Consider the following 16428-nt stretch of genomic DNA (forward strand, 5'->3'; position numbering starts at 1 on the left):
CCCGGCGCCGCCCGTCGCGCGGGCCGCCCCCCCCCCCCCCGGGCCCGGCCGGGCCCCCCCCCCCCGGGGCGGGGGGGGGCCCCCGCCGCCGTCGTCAGGAAACCCGGGGGCGGCCGACGCGGCTCAGAAGACCGACTCGGCCTCGTCCATGCGGTCTGCGGGAACCGTCTTGAGTTCGGTGACGGCCTCGTGCAGCGGCACCATCGTGATGTCCGTGCCGCGCAGTGCGGTCATCTTGCCGTAGTCGCCGCGGTGCGCGGCCTCGACGGCGTGCCAGCCGAAGCGGGTGGCGAGCACCCGGTCGTAGGCGGTGGGGGTGCCGCCGCGCTGGACGTGTCCGAGGATGACCGGGCGGGCCTCCTTGCCCAGGCGCTTCTCCAGCTCGACAGCGAGGTGGGTGCCGATCCCCGAGAAGCGCTCGTGACCGAACTGGTCGATCGCGCCCTTCTCGTAGTCCATCGTCTCCTCGGCCGGGTGCGCGCCCTCGGCGACGCAGACGACCGCGAACTTCTTGCCGCGGGCGAACCGCTCCTCGACCATCGTGACCAGGTCGTTGACGTCGAAGGGGCGCTCGGGCAGGCAGATGCCGTGGGCGCCGCCCGCCATCCCGGACTCCAGCGCGATCCAGCCGGCGTGCCGGCCCATGACCTCGACGACCATGACGCGCTGATGCGATTCGGCGGTGGTCTTGAGGCGGTCGATCGCCTCGGTCGCGACGCCGACGGCGGTGTCGAAGCCGAAGGTGCGGTCGGTGGAGGAGATGTCGTTGTCGATGGTCTTGGGGACGCCGACGACGGGCATCCCGGCATCGGACAGCATCCGGGCTGCGGTGAGCGTGCCCTCGCCGCCGATCGGGATCAGCACATCGATGCCGTAGTCCTTGGACAGGTCCTTGGCGCTCTCGCAGGCCTCGCGCAGCCGGTCCCGCTCCAGGCGGGTGGAGCCGAGGATGGTGCCGCCGCGGGCGAGGATGCCGCTGACCGCGTCGAGGTCGAGTTTGCGGAAGCGGCCGTCGAGGAGTCCCTTGAAGCCGTCCTCGAATCCGATGACCTCGTCGTCGTGGCCGGTGAGGGCGCGGTGGACGACAGAACGGATCACAGCGTTCAGGCCGGGGCAGTCGCCGCCTGCGGTGAGTACTCCGATGCGCATCGTGCTGTGTCTCCTGTGCTCGCTGTGGGATCTGGTGAGCCGGTCCGATTGTTTCACGGCCCCACCGGCCTGCCCTTACCCGCGGGCCACCCCTACTGTCTCCTCACCGGCTCCGCAAGGGAAACTGGTCGAGCGACGTATCGAGACCCGAAGGTATTGTCAAGAGGGGCAAGCCCACCATAACGGGTATTTTTCCCTCTGAGCATCGGAAATGGATCGGAGAGCACGCGTGACGCGCAGCGTGTACGTGACCGGTATCGACCGCGGCGACGGCCGCCAGGTCGTCGAGCTGGGAGTCATGGAGCTCCTGACCCGCCATGTCGACCGGGTGGGGGTCTTCCGGCCGCTGATCCACGACGGCCCCGACCGGCTGTTCGACCTGCTGCGGGCCCGCTACCGCCTCACCCAGAGCCCGGACACCGTCTTCGGCATCGGCTACGAGGAGGCCGCGACCCTCCAGGCCGAGCGCGGCACCGACGAGCTGGTCTCCCAGCTCGTCGAACGCTTCCACCAGGTCGCCCGCGAGTACGAGTACGTCCTGGTCCTCGGCTCGGACTACGCCGCCACCAACCTGCCGGCCGAGCTGAACCTCAACGCCCGGCTCGCCAACGAATTCGGCGCCTCGGTGCTGGCAGTCGTCGGCGGCCAGGGCCAGGAGGCGGAGTCCGTACGCGCCGAGGCCCGCAACGCCTACCGCGCCTACCACTCGCTGGGCTGCGATGTCGTCGCCATGATCGTCAACCGGGTCGCCCCCGAGCTGCGCGCGTCGATCGCCGAACGGCTCGCCGCCCACCTCCCTGTCCCCTGCTACGCGCTCCCCGAGGACGGCAGTCTCTCCGCACCGACCGTCGGCCAGATCGTGCACTCGCTCGGCGCCGAGGTGCTGCTCGGTGACGACTCCGGGCTCGCCAGGGACGCCCGGGACTTCGTGTTCGGCGGCGCCATGCTCCCGACGTTCCTGAAGGCGCTGACCCCCGGCTGCCTCGTGGTGACCCCCGGGGACCGTGCCGACCTGGTCATCGGCTCGCTCGCCGCGCACAGCGCCGGCGCCCCGCCGATCGCCGGCGTGGTGCTCACCCTCGACGAGCGGCCCGGCCCCGACATCATGGCGCTGGCCGGCCGGCTCGCCCCCGGCACCCCGGTCATCTCGGTGCCCGGCGGCTCGTTCCCGACCGCCGGCGAGCTGTTCGCCATCGAGGGCAAGCTGAACGCCGCCTCGCCGCGCAAGGCGGAGACCGCCCTCGGCCTCTTCGAGCGGCATGTGGACACCGCGGAGCTGACGAACCGTATCTCCGTCGCCCGCTCCGAGCGGGTCACCCCGATGATGTTCGAGCACGAGCTGATCGAACGCTCCCGCTCCGGCCGCCGCCGCGTCGTCCTCCCCGAAGGCAGCGAGGAGCGGGTGCTGCGCGCCGCCGATGTGCTGCTGCGCCGCGACGTCTGCGATCTGACGCTGCTCGGCGAGGAGGAGGCGATCCGCAAGCGGGCCGCCGACCTGGCCATCGACCTGGCGCACGCGCAGGTCACCGACCCGCAGACCTCCCCGCTGCGCGAGCGGTTCGCCGAGCAGTACGCGAAGCTGCGCGCCCACAAGGGCGTCAGCTACGAGCTGGCCTTCGACGTGGTCGCCGACGTCTCGTACTTCGGCACCCTGATGGTCCAGGAGGGCCTGGCCGACGGCATGGTCTCCGGCGCGGTGCACTCCACCGCCGCCACCATCCGGCCGGCCTTCGAGATCATCAAGACCAAGCCCGGCGCTCAGATCGTCTCGTCGGTCTTCTTCATGTGCCTGGCCGACCGGGTCCTGGTCTACGGCGACTGCGCGGTCAACCCGGACCCGAACGCCGAGCAGCTCGCCGACATCGCCATCCAGTCGGCCACCACCGCCGCCCAGTTCGGCGTCGAGCCGCGGATCGCGATGCTGTCGTACTCCACCGGCACCTCCGGCTCCGGCGCGGACGTCGACAAGGTCCGCAAGGCCACCGAGATCGTCCGCGAACTCCGTCCCGATCTGCTGGTCGAGGGCCCGATCCAGTACGACGCGGCGGTCGACGCGGCGGTCGCGCAGACCAAGCTGCCCGGCTCCGACGTGGCCGGAAAGGCCACCGTGCTGATCTTCCCGGACCTCAACACCGGCAACAACACCTACAAGGCGGTGCAGCGTTCGGCGGGAGCCGTCGCCGTCGGCCCGGTGCTGCAGGGCCTGCGCAAGCCCGTCAACGACCTCTCGCGCGGCGCCCTGGTCCAGGACATCGTCAACACCGTGGCCATCACCGCGATCCAGGCGCAGGGCGCACAGCCCGGCGCGGCCCCCACCGCCTGAGCCCCCACCCCCCACCCGTATCGGAAAGCGCTCCATGACTGCCAATGCCACCCGCGTCCTCGTCCTCAACTCCGGCTCCTCGTCGGTGAAATACCAGCTGCTCGACATGACGGACGGCAGCCGGCTGGCCGTCGGCCTCGTCGAGCGGATCGGGGAGGGGACCTCACGCCTGGTCCACACCCCGCTGGCCTCCGACGGGGCCAAGCGGGAGACCGAGGGGCCGATAGCCGACCACGCCGCCGCCCTGAAGGCCGTCGCCGCCGAGCTGGCCGCGGACGGCCTGGGCCTGGACTCGCCGGAGCTGGCCGCGATCGGCCACCGGGTCGTGCACGGCGGGCTGAAGTTCAGCGCCCCGACCGTGATCGACGATGCGGTGCTCGAGGAGATCGAGCGGCTGGTCCCGGTCGCTCCGCTGCACAACCCGGCGAACCTCACCGGGATCCGGACCGCGCAGGCGCTGCGCCCCGACCTGCCGCAGGTCGCCGTCTTCGACACCGCGTTCCACACCACGATGCCGGAGCACGCGGCCCGCTACGCCATCGACGTCGAGACCGCCGACGCGCACCGCATCCGCCGCTACGGCTTCCACGGCACCTCGCACGCGTACGTCTCGCGCAAGACGGCGCAGCTGCTGGGCAAGGACCCCTCCGAGGTCAATGTCATCGTGCTGCACCTGGGCAACGGCGCCTCGGCCTCGGCGGTCGCCGGCGGCCGCTGTGTGGACACCTCGATGGGTCTGACGCCGCTGGAGGGCCTGGTCATGGGCACCCGCTCCGGTGACATCGACCCGGCGGTGACCTTCCACCTCCAGCGGGTGGCCGGGATGTCGACGGACGAGATCGATGAGCTGCTCAACAAGAAGAGCGGTCTGATCGGGCTGTGCGGCGACAACGACATGCGGGAGATCCGCCGCCGGATCGACGCGGGCGGGGAGGACGGGGCACGCGCGAAGCTGGCCTTCGACATCTACATCCACCGTCTGAAGAAGTACATCGGCGCCTACAGCGCGGTGCTGGGCCGGGTCGACGCGGTGGCGTTCACCGCGGGTGTCGGCGAGAACGCCGCCCCGGTGCGCGAGGCGGCGATCGCCGGCCTGGAGGAGATGGGCATGGCGGTGGACGCCGATCTCAACGCCGTACGCGGCGACGCGCCCCGGCTGATCTCCCCCGAATACGCCCGGGTCGCGGTGGCCGTGGTGCCGACGGACGAAGAGCTGGAGATCGCATCGCAGACATACGCCCTGGTCAGCGCCTGAGCCCCGGCGAGAACTTGGCGTTTCCACCAGCCGGAATATTCCGCTCCGAAACAAACCGATAGGATTCAGCCCATGCGCCGTTCCAAAATCGTCTGCACCCTGGGCCCCGCCGTCGACTCCTACGACCAGCTGAAGACGCTGATCGAGGCCGGTATGAACGTGGCCCGTTTCAACATGAGCCACGGGACCCACTCGGAGCACGAGGAGCGGTACCACCGCGTCCGCAAGGCCTCCGAGGAGACCGGCCGCGCCATCGGCGTGCTGGCCGACCTCCAGGGCCCCAAGATCCGCCTGGAGACCTTCGCCGACGGCCCCGTCGAGCTGGTGCGCGGTGACGAGTTCGTCATCACCACCGAGGACGTCCCCGGTGACCGCACCATCTGCGGCACCACCTACAAGGGCCTGCCCGGCGACGTCTCCAAGGGCGACCCGGTCCTGATCAACGACGGCAATGTCGCGCTCCAGGTCGTCGAGGTCGACGGCCCGCACGTGCGCACCATCGTCATCGAGGGCGGGGTCATCTCCGACCACAAGGGCATCAACCTTCCCGGTGCCGCGGTCAACGTCCCCGCGCTGTCCGGGAAGGACATCGACGATCTGAAATTCGCCCTGAACATGGGCTGCGACATGGTCGCGCTGTCCTTCGTCCGGGACGCCAAGGACGTCCAGGACGTGCACCGCGTCATGGACGAGGTGGGCCGCCGGGTCCCGGTCATCGCCAAGGTCGAGAAGCCGCAGGCGGTCAACAACATGGAAGAGGTCGTGATGGCGTTCGACGCCATCATGGTCGCCCGTGGTGACCTGGCGGTGGAGTACCCGCTGGAGAAGGTCCCGATGGTGCAGAAGCGCCTGGTGGAGATGTGCCGCAGGAACGCCAAGCCGGTGATCGTCGCGACCCAGATGATGGAGTCGATGATCACCAACTCGCGGCCCACCCGCGCCGAGGCGTCCGACGTCGCCAACGCCATCCTCGACGGCGCCGACGCGGTCATGCTCTCCGCGGAGTCCTCCGTCGGCCAGTATCCGATCGAGACCGTCAAGACGATGTCGAAGATCGTCGAGGCGGCCGAGGAAGAGCTGCTGTCCAAGGGCCTGCAGCCGCTGGTGCCCGGCAAGAAGCCGCGTACGCAGGGTGGAGCGGTGGCCCGCGCGGCCTGCGAGATGGCAGACTTCCTGGACGGCAAGGCGCTGATCGCCTTCACCAAGTCCGGTGACACCGCCCGCCGGCTGTCGCGCTACCGCGCCGCCCAGCCGATCCTGGCCTTCACCACCGAAGCCTCCACCCGCGCCCAACTGGCGCTCAGCTGGGGCGTGGAGACGTACGTCGTGCCGCACGTCGACAACACCGACGCGATGGTCGACCTGGTGGACGCCGAGCTGCTCAAGCTCCAGCGCCACAGCAAGGGCGACATCATGATCATCACCGCTGGTTCGCCCCCCGGCGTCCCCGGCACCACCAACATGGTCCGGGTGCACCACCTCGGCGGCCAGAGCGCCTGACGCGCCCGGCACACGAAACGGCGGTGGGCCGCCCCTCCGAGGAGGGACGGCCCACCGCCGTTTTCGCGGCTCCCGGAAAAGCTCCGGCCGGGGTGGTGCTCCCGGTCAGTCCTCGATCGTCACGTGCATACCGGGGACATGGAGGTTGCCGCCGAACTGGCCCGCCTGGTCGAGCTTCACCTTGTTGAAGTAGGCGAACGGGACGTTGATGGGCGGCGGGTGCTCGGGGTCGAACACGATCGGGATCAGGCCGAAGAGGTTGCCCTGCAACCGCTCCGTGTACATCGTCACCTTGCCACCGGTGATCTTGGACGTGGACCCCGGCGTCGACCGGACGTGGTACTTCTTGCCGGACGCCGGATCGTCGACGATCTGGTGCAGATCACCGATGTCGATGCTGTCGGCCGTGAACTTCAGCACCTGCTTGGCATGGCCGCCCTGCGTCGTGACGTTGACGACGCCCGCGTAGTCCAGACCGCGCAGGGTGAGCCCGCTGGACTCCAGGTGCCACGGGGCATCGGGCAGGGTGGCGGGCGTCTGCTCGTCCTTGCCCTTCTGCTTGTTCTCGACGACGCAGGGGAACGCCTTCTTGCCGCTGGCGTCCTTCCCGTCGAGACCGCCACCGGGCAGCGCGTTGTCCGCCGTTCCGATGGCGCCGTGGACGGTGTCGTTGGCCGTCTTGCCGGCCTTGTCCGCGCCGTCCTTGAGGCCGTCAACCGTGTCCGTGACCGGCTTGGTGAGCTTGTCGGTCGCGGACCCGGTGTCCTTGGGCGCGGCATCCTTGGACGCCGTGTCCTTGGACGCGGAGGCGGAGGTCGAGGGGGATGCGGACTCGGACGCGGACCCGGAGGGCGAGGGGCTCGCGGAAGCCGACGGCTCCTCGGACTCCTTGCCGCCGAACAGACCGCCGAGCGCATCGCCGATGCCGCCCAGCACACCTCCGTCGTCCTTCTTCTCCTCGGAGGCCGACGGCGACGGGGTCGCGGAGCCCGAGGGCTCGTCGGTCTTCTCGGTGGCGGACGGCTCGGGCGTGGCGTCCGCGTCCTTGCCGGCCGACGACGAGGCGGAAGGCTTGGCGGCCTCGTCCTTGGCCTTGGCCGCCTTTTCCTTCGCGGCCTTGTCCTTGGCGGCCTTGGCTTCCTTGGCCGCCTTCTCTTCCTTTGCCTGCTCCTGATCCTGCTTGTCCGGAGCGGTCACACACGGACCGTCCTTGAAGGGGTTTTCAGGTGCGGGCTTGGCCACCGCCAGCTGGGGCGTGATGCCGATCCCCATCAGCACGGCGGACGGCATCGCGGCAATGGCTATCGCCTTGCCCGCGGGCACGTGGAGCCGAGTCAGCAACGGCTTCCTCGGCGCCGCGTGCCTCGGCCCGGATCTCGCCCCGGCGGCTGCGTTGTCGTGCAGCTCGTCACCCGGCACGGTGCCTCCCGTTCGTTCCGTTGGTCGGGCTGGTTCCTGACAGGTCGTCCAGTCCGTTGCCCAACCCGGAACCCGCTCCGGCCGGCGCTGCCTGCGCGTCGACCACCGGCCCGGCAACGGTCTTGCGGGCCGGTTCGCCGGCATCCGTCTCGCCCTTGTCCTGCGTGGCCTTGCCCGGCGCCCAGGAGACCGCCAGCGCACCACCGATCAGCCCCAGCAGGAAGCCGATCAGAAAGGCGCCGAAGTTCGAGACGACCAGGGAGACCAGGGAGAGCAGAATCGCCGCCACGCCCGCGAAGACGCGCGAGGCGGGCTGGAACCACATGGTCAGACCGAGCACGACCAGCAATACGCCGATGATCAGCGAGCCGGCGCCGGCGGTGGTCGCCATGCGGACGGTCAGGGAACCGATCGTGAGATTCGCGTAAGGGATGTACATGATCGGGATGCCGGCCAGCAGAGTCAGCAAACCGCCCCAGTAGGGGCGGTGTCCGCGCCACTCCCGGAACGAAATCCGCTTCCGGCCGATGGTCTCGATCAGCCGTGGTCGCGTATCGGCGCTCATGTCGTACAGCTCCTCGGGACTGGCAAATCGGTGGTTCTGAGCTGGTGTGTGCTACCGGTCGCAGCCGGCGTACGGGCACGGGGCACGGCATGGGTCGCCGTACAGCTCACACCCCGCGCCCGCACGCTCAGTGCGTCAGTAGCACTCGTTCTTGCCCTTGGCGACGCTCATCTTCAGGCCGCTGAGCTTGAACGTGCCGGCCGTCGTGGCCCAGGCACGCTGCTTGACGCCGGTCAGCACGGCAGAGTCGGCCTGCTGGGCGAAAGAGCCCGGGTCGGCCTTGTCGCCCTTGTGCATGCCCGGACCCTTGGTCGTCGAGCCCGCAGCAACACCGATGTCGATGTTGTTGAAGGTCGCGTCCGCGTCCAGCTGGTCCAGGTCGATGTAGAGGTTCTTCGCCTCCACCGGAGTGGCTCCGCCACCGGCGGACAGCTTCATCGACACATCGCCGAACACCGGAACCGGCACGACGACGGACTGGCACAGGTTCTTGATCTTGGCGTTCGAGAACCCCGAGACCGCCACCGGGACCTGCTTGCCGCCCTTTTGGGCGTCAACGGCTCCGTACTGCACGAATCCGGTGCCGTCCAGACGGTCAGTACTGACCTTGAACTGCTGGCCGGACACGCTGAAAGACGCCGCGAGCGCACCCTGCGAGAGGGCTACGCCGATCGCGGCAGTCGCCGCGACGCTCGGCACCATGACGACGGCGAACCGCTTCCATCTGGTCCCGCCACGAGCCAGGGACTCCATGACTTTCCTCCTTCTCGGACGTACATCTCCGGTACCGGCCGTCTCTCGTGAGATCAGCCGCACCTGGGATGGGAGAAGTGCTACGTCCTCGGGAAGGAGAGCGCCTGTCCTCGGAGGCGAAGTGCGTTCCGATTACCGGCGATCACCCCCGAGCGACAACCACTGGCCACGCTCTCGCGCAACCTCCTGGACAGGCCCTGCCGGATTGGGGCAGGAACCCCCCTGTCCAAGGCCGGCAACGATGCCGCCGACCACTCGGTGGGGACCCAAGTACCCCGCGACGCCGACCGGATGCCGGGCTGCGGGAATGGACCGAGCGTGGCCGATCGTGGTGCATTCGAGGCCGCCGCACAAGGGGCTCGTTACTTGCGGGTAACGGGCCGATAACCACGTCGCGACCGGCTGATATCAACCAGGCACAGAGGGTCGTCACTCACGCCGAGAGAACATTGGGCAATTGCGGGCACAGCACCGCAAGAACCCCTCTCGGACTTACTTCAAGTAACAGCGGCCACGTTTACCAAGTTTTGGTAAAACGTGGCCGCCGTTCCGTTTGCCGAGACGGCTCACGGGAGGTGGGAGGGGAAAAGAGAGGCCGGGTCAGAACAGCACGCGCGCCAGCGCGGTGCGTGCCGCGGTCACCCGCGGATCATCCGCACCGATCACCTCGAAGAGCTCCAGCAGCCGCACCCGGGCCGCCTCGCGGTCGTCACCCGCCGTCCGCTTCACGGCGTCGACCAGCCGCCCGAAGGCGTCCTCGACATGCCCGCCGACGAGCTCGAGGTCGGCGGCACGGATCTGCGCCGGCACATCGGCCGGGTTCTCCGCGGCCTCCTTGCGCACGGTCTGCACATCCAGGTCCTGCACCCGGGCGAGGAGTTCCGCCTGCGCGAGACCGAGCTTGGCCTCCGGGTTGGCCGGGTCGTCGGAGAGCACGTTCCGGTAGGCCTGGATCGCGCCGCCCAGATCGCCGGAGTCCAGCGCCTGGTTCGCGGCCTCCAGCAGCGCGTCATACGGGCCGACCGGCTCGGGCACCTCGGCCGGCTCCTGCGCCGCCGCCTCCGGGGCGAGGGGGGCACCGACGATGCCGAACTGCTGCTCGGCGGCCTGCACCAGCTGGTCCAGCACCTCCCGGATCTGCGCCTCCGGCGCCGAACCCTGGAACAGCGGGATGGGCTGGCCCGCGACGACCGCGAAGACCGCCGGGATGCCCTGCACCCCGAACTGCTGGAACAGCATCTGGTTGGCGTCGACGTCGATCTTGGCCAGCACGAACTTGCCGGCGTACTCCCCGGCGAGGCGCTCCAGCAGCGGACTCAGCTGCTTGCACGGCTCGCACCACTCGGCCCAGAAGTCGATGACGACCGGGACCTCGTTGGACCGCTGCAGGATGTCCTGCTGAAAACCTGCCTCGTCGACGTCGAACACCAGACGGGCGCCGCTCACGGGCGCCTCGCCGGTACGGGCGGCCTCGGCACGCGCCTGCTCCGCCTTCTGCTTCGCTTCCCCGGCCGCCTTCACCGCACCGAGGTCGACGACTCCGCTCATGGACATGTTGCGTGGCTGCATGAGTCCATCCTCCCCCCTGGGCGGTCCGTTCCGGAAAGCGATGCCGAAATCCCCACCCGGCAGTGCGCCGGGCCCTTCGCCGGCACGCCCCGAAGGACGCGCCCCGGGCACCCCCGCCCGTGCGTACGCCCCGCCGGAATGCCGGCGTACGTCCGGGGTCGGTTACCCGCTCCGGTCCCAGCAGGACCGGTTGTCCAGTCCCGAGGAGGACTGACGCCCCGGACCCCCCAAAGGGCCGGAGCGCATGGCCATGGGTCCCCACCCACGGCCAGTGGTTATCGCTCTTACGCTACGACCCGTAGCGTAACTGGATCTCGCCCTCCATGGGCAACCACTTCCGGCCCCGTGCTCCGTGATCTCCCTCACGAGCCGCGCCGCCCGGCTGCGTACTGCCCGGTATGGTCGCCCGCATGCCGCACTCCCCTTGTCCCCGGAAAGGCCGCACGGGCCGCCCGCGCAACGTCGAGACCGACCGCGCGATCCTCGACGCGACCCGTGCCGCGCTGGTCGACCTGGGCTGGGGAAAACTCACCATGGGGGACGTCGCCGCCCGCGCCGGCGTCGCCAAGACGACGCTCTACCGCCGCTGGGCCAACAAGAACGAGCTCGTCGTGGACGCCGTGGCGGTCCTCTTCGACGAGCTCGAACTCCCCGACCGTGGCTGCCTGCAGTCCGACATCGAGGGCGTGGTGCTGCAGTTCGGGGCGCTGCTGGCACGGCCGGAGACCAAGACGGCCCTGATGGCCGTGGTGGCCGAGTCCACCACCGATGAGGCGCTGCGCGAGCGGATCCGCTCGGCCATCGTCGACCGCCAGAAGCGGCTGGTCACCCTCGGCCGCGAACGCGCCCAGGGCCGCGGCGAACTGCCGCCGGACGCACCGGGCCACGACGGCGAGGCGGCGGCGGCCCAGACCGTGGGCCTGATCTTCGACGTCATCGCGGGCGCGATCGTGCACCGGACCCTGGTCAGCGCCGAACCGGTGGACGGCGCGTGGGCCCACCAGTTCTCGACGGTGCTGATGACCGGCCTGGGCGGACTGGGCTGACGGCCGGCATCCCGCGGGGCAGGGCGCCGCGGGATGCCGGCGCCGCCTCAGACCTGGTAGCGCTCCGCACGGAAGAGATGCAGATGCTCCGCCACCCACGCCGACGTCCGCTCCAGCCCCTCCTGCAAGGACACCGCCGGCTCCCATGAAGCCCACTGACGCGCCCGGGAGTTGTCCGAGAGGAGCCGCTCGACCTCGCTGCCCGAGGGCCGCAGCCGCTCCGCGTCGACCACCACCTCCGCCTCCCGTCCGGACGCCGCGATCAGCGCCTCGGCCAGCGCGCCGATGCTGATCTCCCGGCCGGTCCCCAGATTGACCACCTCACCCAGCGCCCGGTCGCAGTCCGCCACGGCAAGGAAGCCCGCCGCGGTGTCCGTGACATAGGTGAAGTCCCGGGTCGGGGTCAGCGAGCCGAGCTTGATCTGCCGGGCGCCGGAGTGGAGTTGGGCCAGGATCGTGGGGATCACCGCACGCGCCGACTGCCGCGGACCGTAGGTGTTGAAGGGCCGAACGACCGTCACCGGCAGGTCGAAGGCGTGCCGGTGGGACAGCGCCATCATGTCGGCGCCGATCTTCGAGGCGGAGTACGGCGACTGCGGCTGCAGCGGGTGGTCCTCGGAGATCGGGGCGGTCAGTGCCGTCCCGTAGACCTCGCTGGTCGAGGTGTGCACCAGCCGCCGCACGGCGTGCCGGCGGCACGCCTCCGCGATGTTCTCGGTACCCACGACATTCGTCTGGACGTACGCGCCCGGCGCGTCATAGCTGTACGGGATGCCGATCAGCGCGGCGAGATGGAAGACGGTGTCGCAGCCGTCGACGGCGTCCATCACCCGGCCCGCGTCCCGCACATCGCCCGCGACCATCTCGACGGGGCTGCCGGGCACCAGATAGCGCGCCAGATTGCCCTTCTCCGCATACGGCTTGTAGTGCACGAAGGCGCGCACCTGCGCACCGCGCTCGACCAGCATGTCGACCAGCGTCGAGCCGATGAACCCCTCGGCGCCCGTGACCAGGACCTTCCGGCCCTCCCACGGCCGCGTGCCGCTGCTGCTGTGACTGTTCTTGCTGCTCTTGCTGCTCTTGCTGCTCATGCTGATTCCTTCGTGTTCAGGGACGGACGAGGCAGGGGTAAGCGGGCTGCGGCCGCCCGGCGAGCGCCAGGGCCTTCGCCGCCAGCAGGTCGGCGGCCGCCGCGTGAGTGCCCGGGTCGGCGGCCGCGCCCATCGCGGCGAGCCGGGCGGGATCGCCGAGCAGCGGCGTCAGCAGCGCGTCCAGGCGCTCCGCCGACGTCTCCCCGTCGGGAAGCAGCAGCGCCGCCCCGGCGTCGGAGAGCACCCGCGCGTTATGGGTCTGGTGATCGCCCGGCGCGTGCGGATACGGCACCAGGACGGCCGGCATCCCGATGGTGGCCAGCTCGGCGACGGTCGCCGAACCGGCCCGGCACACCACCAGATCGGCCGCCGCGTACGCCAGGTCCATCCGGTCCAGATACGGCACCGCCTCCGCGACCGCCGCCCCGCCGTTCGCCGCCAGCAGCGCCCGCGTCGCGTCCAGGGCCGCCGGACCGGTCTTGATCAGCAGCCGCAGATCCGTACGCGAGCGGTAGCGGGCGGCGAGGCCCACCGCGGCCTCGGTGAGCCGGGCCGCGCCCAGGCTCCCGCCGTTGACCAGCAGCAGCCGGGCCCCGTCCGGGACACCCAGCTCCCGCCGGGCGGCCGGCCGCAGCGCCGCCCGGTCCAGCTCGGCCAGCGGCCCGACCAGCGGCATCCCCACGGTCTCGGCGCCCTCGCCGCCCGTCAGGTGTGCGCGGCTGCGGTCGAAGGCGAGGGCGACATGCGGGGTGAGCCGGGCCGCGAACCTGTTGGCCCGGCCCGGCACCGCGTTGGACTCGTGGATCAGGCTCGGCAGCCCCGCCATCCGCGCCCCGACGATGACCGGCGCGCTCGGATAGCCGCCCATACCGACCGCGACCTGGGCACCCTGCGCCTTCAGGATGGCGCGGCACTGCGCGCCGGACCGCAGCAGCGCGGCCGGCAGCAGGAAGCGGCGGGCGCCCAGCGACGGATCGAAGGGGATCATGTCGACGGTGTGCAGCCGGTATCCGGCCCGGGGGATGATCCGCGTCTCCAGCCCGCGTTCGGTCCCGACGAAGGAGATCACCGCATCGGGCTCGGCCCGGCGGAGCGCGTCGGCGAGGGCGAGTCCGGGGTAGATGTGGCCCCCGGTGCCGCCCGCACCGATCACGACTGAGAGTGGTGTGCGCATGGCCGCCACGCTCGCCAAGTGCCCTAAGAAGCTTCTAAGAGAGGTGTTTGGCAGCCTAGGGGCATGCCGTCCACGCCCCAGGGCCCCTCCCGAACACCGGCGCCGTCCGCCTCCCCCGGCGACGCCCCCGCCCCGCCCGCACCGAAGATCCTCGTCGTCGACGACGAACCCGAGGTGCGCGCCGCCCTGGAGGACGGCCTCGCCGTCGAGGGCTATGCGGTACGCGGCGCGGCCGACGGCCTCGCGGCCCTCTCGGAGGTCGCCACCTGGCAGCCGGACGCCCTCGTCCTGGACGTGATGATGCCTGTCCTGGACGGGCTGGCGGTCTGCCGCCGGCTGCGCGCGCTCGACGACCGCACCCCGATCCTCGTACTGACCGCCCTCGGCTCCGTCAGCGAACGGGTCGACGGTCTGGACGCCGGCGCCGACGACTACCTCGTCAAACCCTTCGCGCTGGACGAGCTGGTCGCCCGGATCCGCGCGCTGCTGCGCCGCGCCTCGGCCACCGCCGCCGACGACACCGCCCTCGCCTTCGGCGACCTGGTCGTCGACCCGCTGACCCGCACCGGCCACCGGGCGGGCAGGCCGCTGGAGTTCAGCCGCACCGAATGGGCGCTCCTGGAGCTGCTGCTGTTGCACCCCGGACAGGTGATGCCGCGTGAGGTGATCCTGGAGCGGGTCTGGGGACGCGACTTCGGGCCGGACTCCAACTCCCTGGCCGTATACATCGGTTATCTGCGCCGCAAACTGGAAGCGGGCGGCGAGACCCGGCTGGTGCACACCGTGCACGGCGTCGGCTACCGGCTGGACCGGGCGGACGGGGCATGAGCGGCCGACGCGGTCTGGGTGCCCGCTGGCGGCGGCGGCGCCCGCTGCGCGCCCGGCTCGCGATCGCCGCGTCCGCCGCGGTCGCGCTGGTCGCCGTCGGGGTCTGCGCCGCCGCGTTCGTCATCATCCGCGTCCAGATGACCCGCCAGCTCGACCTGAACCTCTCCCAGACCGCCACCGAGGTCACCAGGCAACGCCACGACTGGGGCCCGACCGCGAGCGACGACTCCTGCCGCTACCAGGCCGCGCCGTGCGTCCAGATCGTGCCGTCCGACCCTGCCAAGGACCCCCGTCAGCACTACACCCTGCCCGTGGGCGAGGCCACCCGCCAGGTCGCCGCGGGCCGGCACCCGGCGTACTACACCAAGCTGAGCGTCGCCGGACAACCGGTCCGGATGTTCACCAGCCACCTCCAGGGCGGGCGGAGCGAGGCGCTGCAGGTCGCGCTGCGCTCGGACTCCGTGGAACGGGGCGTACGGCAGGCAGCCTGGGCCCTGTCCGCGGTCGGCGGCGCGGGCGTCCTGCTGGCCGCGGCCCTCGGCTACTGGGTCTCCCGCACCGGCCTGGCCCCCGTCGCCCGGCTCACCGCGACCGCCGAACGGATCGCGGCCACCCGCGACGCCCGGCACCGCATCGAACTTCCCACCGGTTCACCGGCCCGCGAGGACGAGGTCACCCGCCTCGCCACCAGCTTCAACATCATGCTCGGCGAGCTGGAACAGTCCGTCGCCGCACAGAAACGCCTGGTCGCGGACGCCTCCCACGAGCTGCGCACGCCGCTGACCGCGCTCCGGACCAACGCCGAACTCCTCGCCCGCGCCGACCGGTTGACCGATACGCAGCGCGACCGCGCGTCGTCCGCCCTGGGCCGTCAGCTGCGCGAGGTCACCACCCTCGTCAACGACCTGATCGAGCTGGCCCGCGACGAGGAACCCCAGCCCCTGGTGGAACAGGTGCGCCCGGCCGCCCTCCTGGAGCACGCGGTCGGCGCGGCCCGCGAACACTGGCCGGAGATCACCTTCACCACCCGCACCGACCCGGCGGCGGCCGAGGCCACCATCCCCGGCGTACCGCCGCGCCTGGCCCGGCTGCTGTCCAACCTGCTCGACAACGCCGCGAAATTCTCCCCACCGGGAGGCCCCGTCGAAACCGAACTCGCCCTGGCCGCCGGGCAGTTGGACCTGACCGTACGCGACCACGGCCCCGGGATCGCCGCCGCCGACCTCCCGCACGTATTCGACCGCTTCTACCGCGCCCAGGCGGCCCGCGCCCTCCCCGGCTCCGGCCTCGGCCTGGCCATGGCCCGCCAGATCGCCCGCGCCCACGGCGCCGACCTCACAGCGGAACGCGCGCCGGGCGGCGGCGCACTGTTCCGGCTACGGGTACCGGCGCCTTAGCGGTCCGAGCGAGGACCGGACACCCCGTCGGCCTCCGCCTGCGCCGCGTTCTCCTCGACCTTGGCCCGCACCGCCTGCCGGTCCTGCGGCGCCATCGACCGCCAGCTCTCCCGCATCCCCGAGATCCCCTCGGTCAGCGCACGATGCCCGGACGGATCGTCCAGGACATCCTTGAGCTCCAGACGGCCGCTGAGCATCTTGCGGGCGAGGTCCTGCATGGCGGGCGGGGCGGAAGGGTTACCGCGCACCGCCCGAAGGGCCTTGGTGAGGTGCTCGTTCTGCTCCTCGGAGAGGTCCTTCTCCTCGACGGGGTAGTCCCGCTCACCGGGGTCGGTGATGTGGTTGTTGCCGCTCATGGG

14 protein-coding genes are annotated in these 16428 nt (G+C 71.0%); 6 read left to right on the forward strand and 8 right to left on the reverse strand.

All coding sequences use genetic code 11. The features are described 5' to 3' along the window. Positions 1–123: 123 nt before the first annotated feature. Complete coding sequence (locus ACIRQ7_RS01460; RefSeq protein WP_404259053.1) at positions 124–1149, reverse strand: ATP-dependent 6-phosphofructokinase; 1026 nt, start codon at positions 1147–1149, stop codon at positions 124–126. Between the two features lie 229 nt (positions 1150–1378). Between ACIRQ7_RS01460 and pta the strand changes: the two genes are divergently transcribed. The 3 genes from pta to pyk all read left to right on the forward strand — a co-directional run bounded on the left by pta (position 1379) and on the right by pyk (position 6227). Continuing rightward, positions 1379–3472, forward strand: a complete 2094-nt coding sequence (gene pta / locus ACIRQ7_RS01465) for a phosphate acetyltransferase (RefSeq protein ID WP_404259054.1) — start codon at positions 1379–1381, stop codon at positions 3470–3472. Positions 3473–3506: 34 nt separating this feature from the next. Next, a complete protein-coding gene (locus tag ACIRQ7_RS01470; protein ID WP_404259055.1) occupies positions 3507–4727 on the forward strand; it encodes an acetate kinase in 1221 nt (406 codons plus the stop codon). A 72-nt stretch (positions 4728–4799) separates the two neighbouring features. Then, complete coding sequence (gene pyk, locus ACIRQ7_RS01475; protein WP_401463148.1) at positions 4800–6227, forward strand: pyruvate kinase; 1428 nt, start codon at positions 4800–4802, stop codon at positions 6225–6227. A gap of 105 nt (positions 6228–6332) precedes the next feature. On the opposite strand, the gene ACIRQ7_RS01480 is transcribed toward pyk, so the two are convergent. From ACIRQ7_RS01480 to ACIRQ7_RS01495, 4 genes are all read right to left on the reverse strand, one after another. After that, positions 6333–7568: a hypothetical protein gene (locus ACIRQ7_RS01480; protein WP_404259057.1), complete on the reverse strand. Its 1236-nt coding sequence runs from the start codon at positions 7566–7568 to the stop codon at positions 6333–6335. A gap of 67 nt (positions 7569–7635) precedes the next feature. After that, on the reverse strand, positions 7636–8211 hold the full coding sequence (locus tag ACIRQ7_RS01485; RefSeq protein ID WP_401463144.1) for a DUF6114 domain-containing protein: 576 nt from the start codon (positions 8209–8211) through the stop codon (positions 7636–7638). A 135-nt stretch (positions 8212–8346) separates the two neighbouring features. Beyond that, positions 8347–8964, reverse strand: a complete 618-nt coding sequence (locus ACIRQ7_RS01490) for a DUF6230 family protein (RefSeq protein WP_401463142.1) — start codon at positions 8962–8964, stop codon at positions 8347–8349. Between the two features lie 600 nt (positions 8965–9564). Further along, complete coding sequence (locus ACIRQ7_RS01495) at positions 9565–10533, reverse strand: tetratricopeptide repeat protein (protein WP_404259058.1); 969 nt, start codon at positions 10531–10533, stop codon at positions 9565–9567. Between the two features lie 398 nt (positions 10534–10931). Here ACIRQ7_RS01495 and ACIRQ7_RS01500 point away from each other — a divergent pair, with 398 nt between their 5' ends. Beyond that, positions 10932–11579 carry a TetR/AcrR family transcriptional regulator gene (locus tag ACIRQ7_RS01500; protein ID WP_404259059.1) on the forward strand — a complete coding sequence of 216 codons (648 nt, stop codon included), beginning with the start codon at positions 10932–10934 and terminating at the stop codon, positions 11577–11579. A gap of 47 nt (positions 11580–11626) precedes the next feature. Here ACIRQ7_RS01500 and ACIRQ7_RS01505 read toward each other — a convergent pair whose 3' ends face one another. Both ACIRQ7_RS01505 and ACIRQ7_RS01510 read right to left on the reverse strand, forming a co-directional pair. After that, positions 11627–12670: a GDP-mannose 4,6-dehydratase gene (locus ACIRQ7_RS01505; protein ID WP_404259061.1), complete on the reverse strand. Its 1044-nt coding sequence runs from the start codon at positions 12668–12670 to the stop codon at positions 11627–11629. Between the two features lie 16 nt (positions 12671–12686). Then, positions 12687–13844: a UDP-N-acetylglucosamine--N-acetylmuramyl-(pentapeptide) pyrophosphoryl-undecaprenol N-acetylglucosamine transferase gene (locus ACIRQ7_RS01510; protein ID WP_404259063.1), complete on the reverse strand. Its 1158-nt coding sequence runs from the start codon at positions 13842–13844 to the stop codon at positions 12687–12689. A gap of 63 nt (positions 13845–13907) precedes the next feature. On the opposite strand from ACIRQ7_RS01510, the gene ACIRQ7_RS01515 reads away from it, so the two are divergent. Next, the gene (locus ACIRQ7_RS01515; RefSeq protein ID WP_404259064.1) at positions 13908–14672 is read left to right on the forward strand and encodes a response regulator transcription factor; all 765 of its coding nucleotides are present in this window, start codon (positions 13908–13910) and stop codon (positions 14670–14672) included. Continuing rightward, positions 14669–16069 carry a sensor histidine kinase gene (locus ACIRQ7_RS01520; protein WP_404259066.1) on the forward strand — a complete coding sequence of 467 codons (1401 nt, stop codon included), beginning with the start codon at positions 14669–14671 and terminating at the stop codon, positions 16067–16069. Before ACIRQ7_RS01515 ends, ACIRQ7_RS01520 begins: the two co-directional genes overlap by 4 nt. Here the strand turns inward: ACIRQ7_RS01520 and ACIRQ7_RS01525 are convergent. Further along, positions 16066–16425: a hypothetical protein gene (locus ACIRQ7_RS01525; protein ID WP_404259068.1), complete on the reverse strand. Its 360-nt coding sequence runs from the start codon at positions 16423–16425 to the stop codon at positions 16066–16068. The two genes, ACIRQ7_RS01520 and ACIRQ7_RS01525, sit on opposite strands and share 4 nt — an antisense overlap. Positions 16426–16428 lie beyond the last annotated feature (3 nt).

This window comes from Streptomyces sp. NPDC101393, from assembly GCF_044767385.1.
Classification (GTDB): Bacteria; Actinomycetota; Actinomycetes; order Streptomycetales; family Streptomycetaceae; genus Streptomyces.

Excerpts from the sequence above, each read along its gene's own strand:
- ACIRQ7_RS01460 (WP_404259053.1), bottom strand. The coding sequence starts at position 1,149 with ATGCGCATCGGAGTACTCACCGCAGGCGGCGACTGCCCCGGCCTGAAC.
- ACIRQ7_RS01470 (WP_404259055.1), top strand. The coding sequence starts at position 3,507 with ATGACTGCCAATGCCACCCGCGTCCTCGTCCTCAACTCCGGCTCCTCG.
- pyk (WP_401463148.1), top strand. The coding sequence starts at position 4,800 with ATGCGCCGTTCCAAAATCGTCTGCACCCTGGGCCCCGCCGTCGACTCC.
- ACIRQ7_RS01485 (WP_401463144.1), bottom strand. The coding sequence starts at position 8,211 with ATGAGCGCCGATACGCGACCACGGCTGATCGAGACCATCGGCCGGAAG.
- ACIRQ7_RS01490 (WP_401463142.1), bottom strand. The coding sequence starts at position 8,964 with ATGGAGTCCCTGGCTCGTGGCGGGACCAGATGGAAGCGGTTCGCCGTC.
- ACIRQ7_RS01495 (WP_404259058.1), bottom strand. The coding sequence starts at position 10,533 with ATGCAGCCACGCAACATGTCCATGAGCGGAGTCGTCGACCTCGGTGCG.
- ACIRQ7_RS01500 (WP_404259059.1), top strand. The coding sequence starts at position 10,932 with ATGGTCGCCCGCATGCCGCACTCCCCTTGTCCCCGGAAAGGCCGCACG.
- ACIRQ7_RS01505 (WP_404259061.1), bottom strand. The coding sequence starts at position 12,670 with ATGAGCAGCAAGAGCAGCAAGAGCAGCAAGAACAGTCACAGCAGCAGC.
- ACIRQ7_RS01510 (WP_404259063.1), bottom strand. The coding sequence starts at position 13,844 with ATGCGCACACCACTCTCAGTCGTGATCGGTGCGGGCGGCACCGGGGGC.
- ACIRQ7_RS01515 (WP_404259064.1), top strand. The coding sequence starts at position 13,908 with ATGCCGTCCACGCCCCAGGGCCCCTCCCGAACACCGGCGCCGTCCGCC.
- ACIRQ7_RS01520 (WP_404259066.1), top strand. The coding sequence starts at position 14,669 with ATGAGCGGCCGACGCGGTCTGGGTGCCCGCTGGCGGCGGCGGCGCCCG.
- ACIRQ7_RS01525 (WP_404259068.1), bottom strand. The coding sequence starts at position 16,425 with ATGAGCGGCAACAACCACATCACCGACCCCGGTGAGCGGGACTACCCC.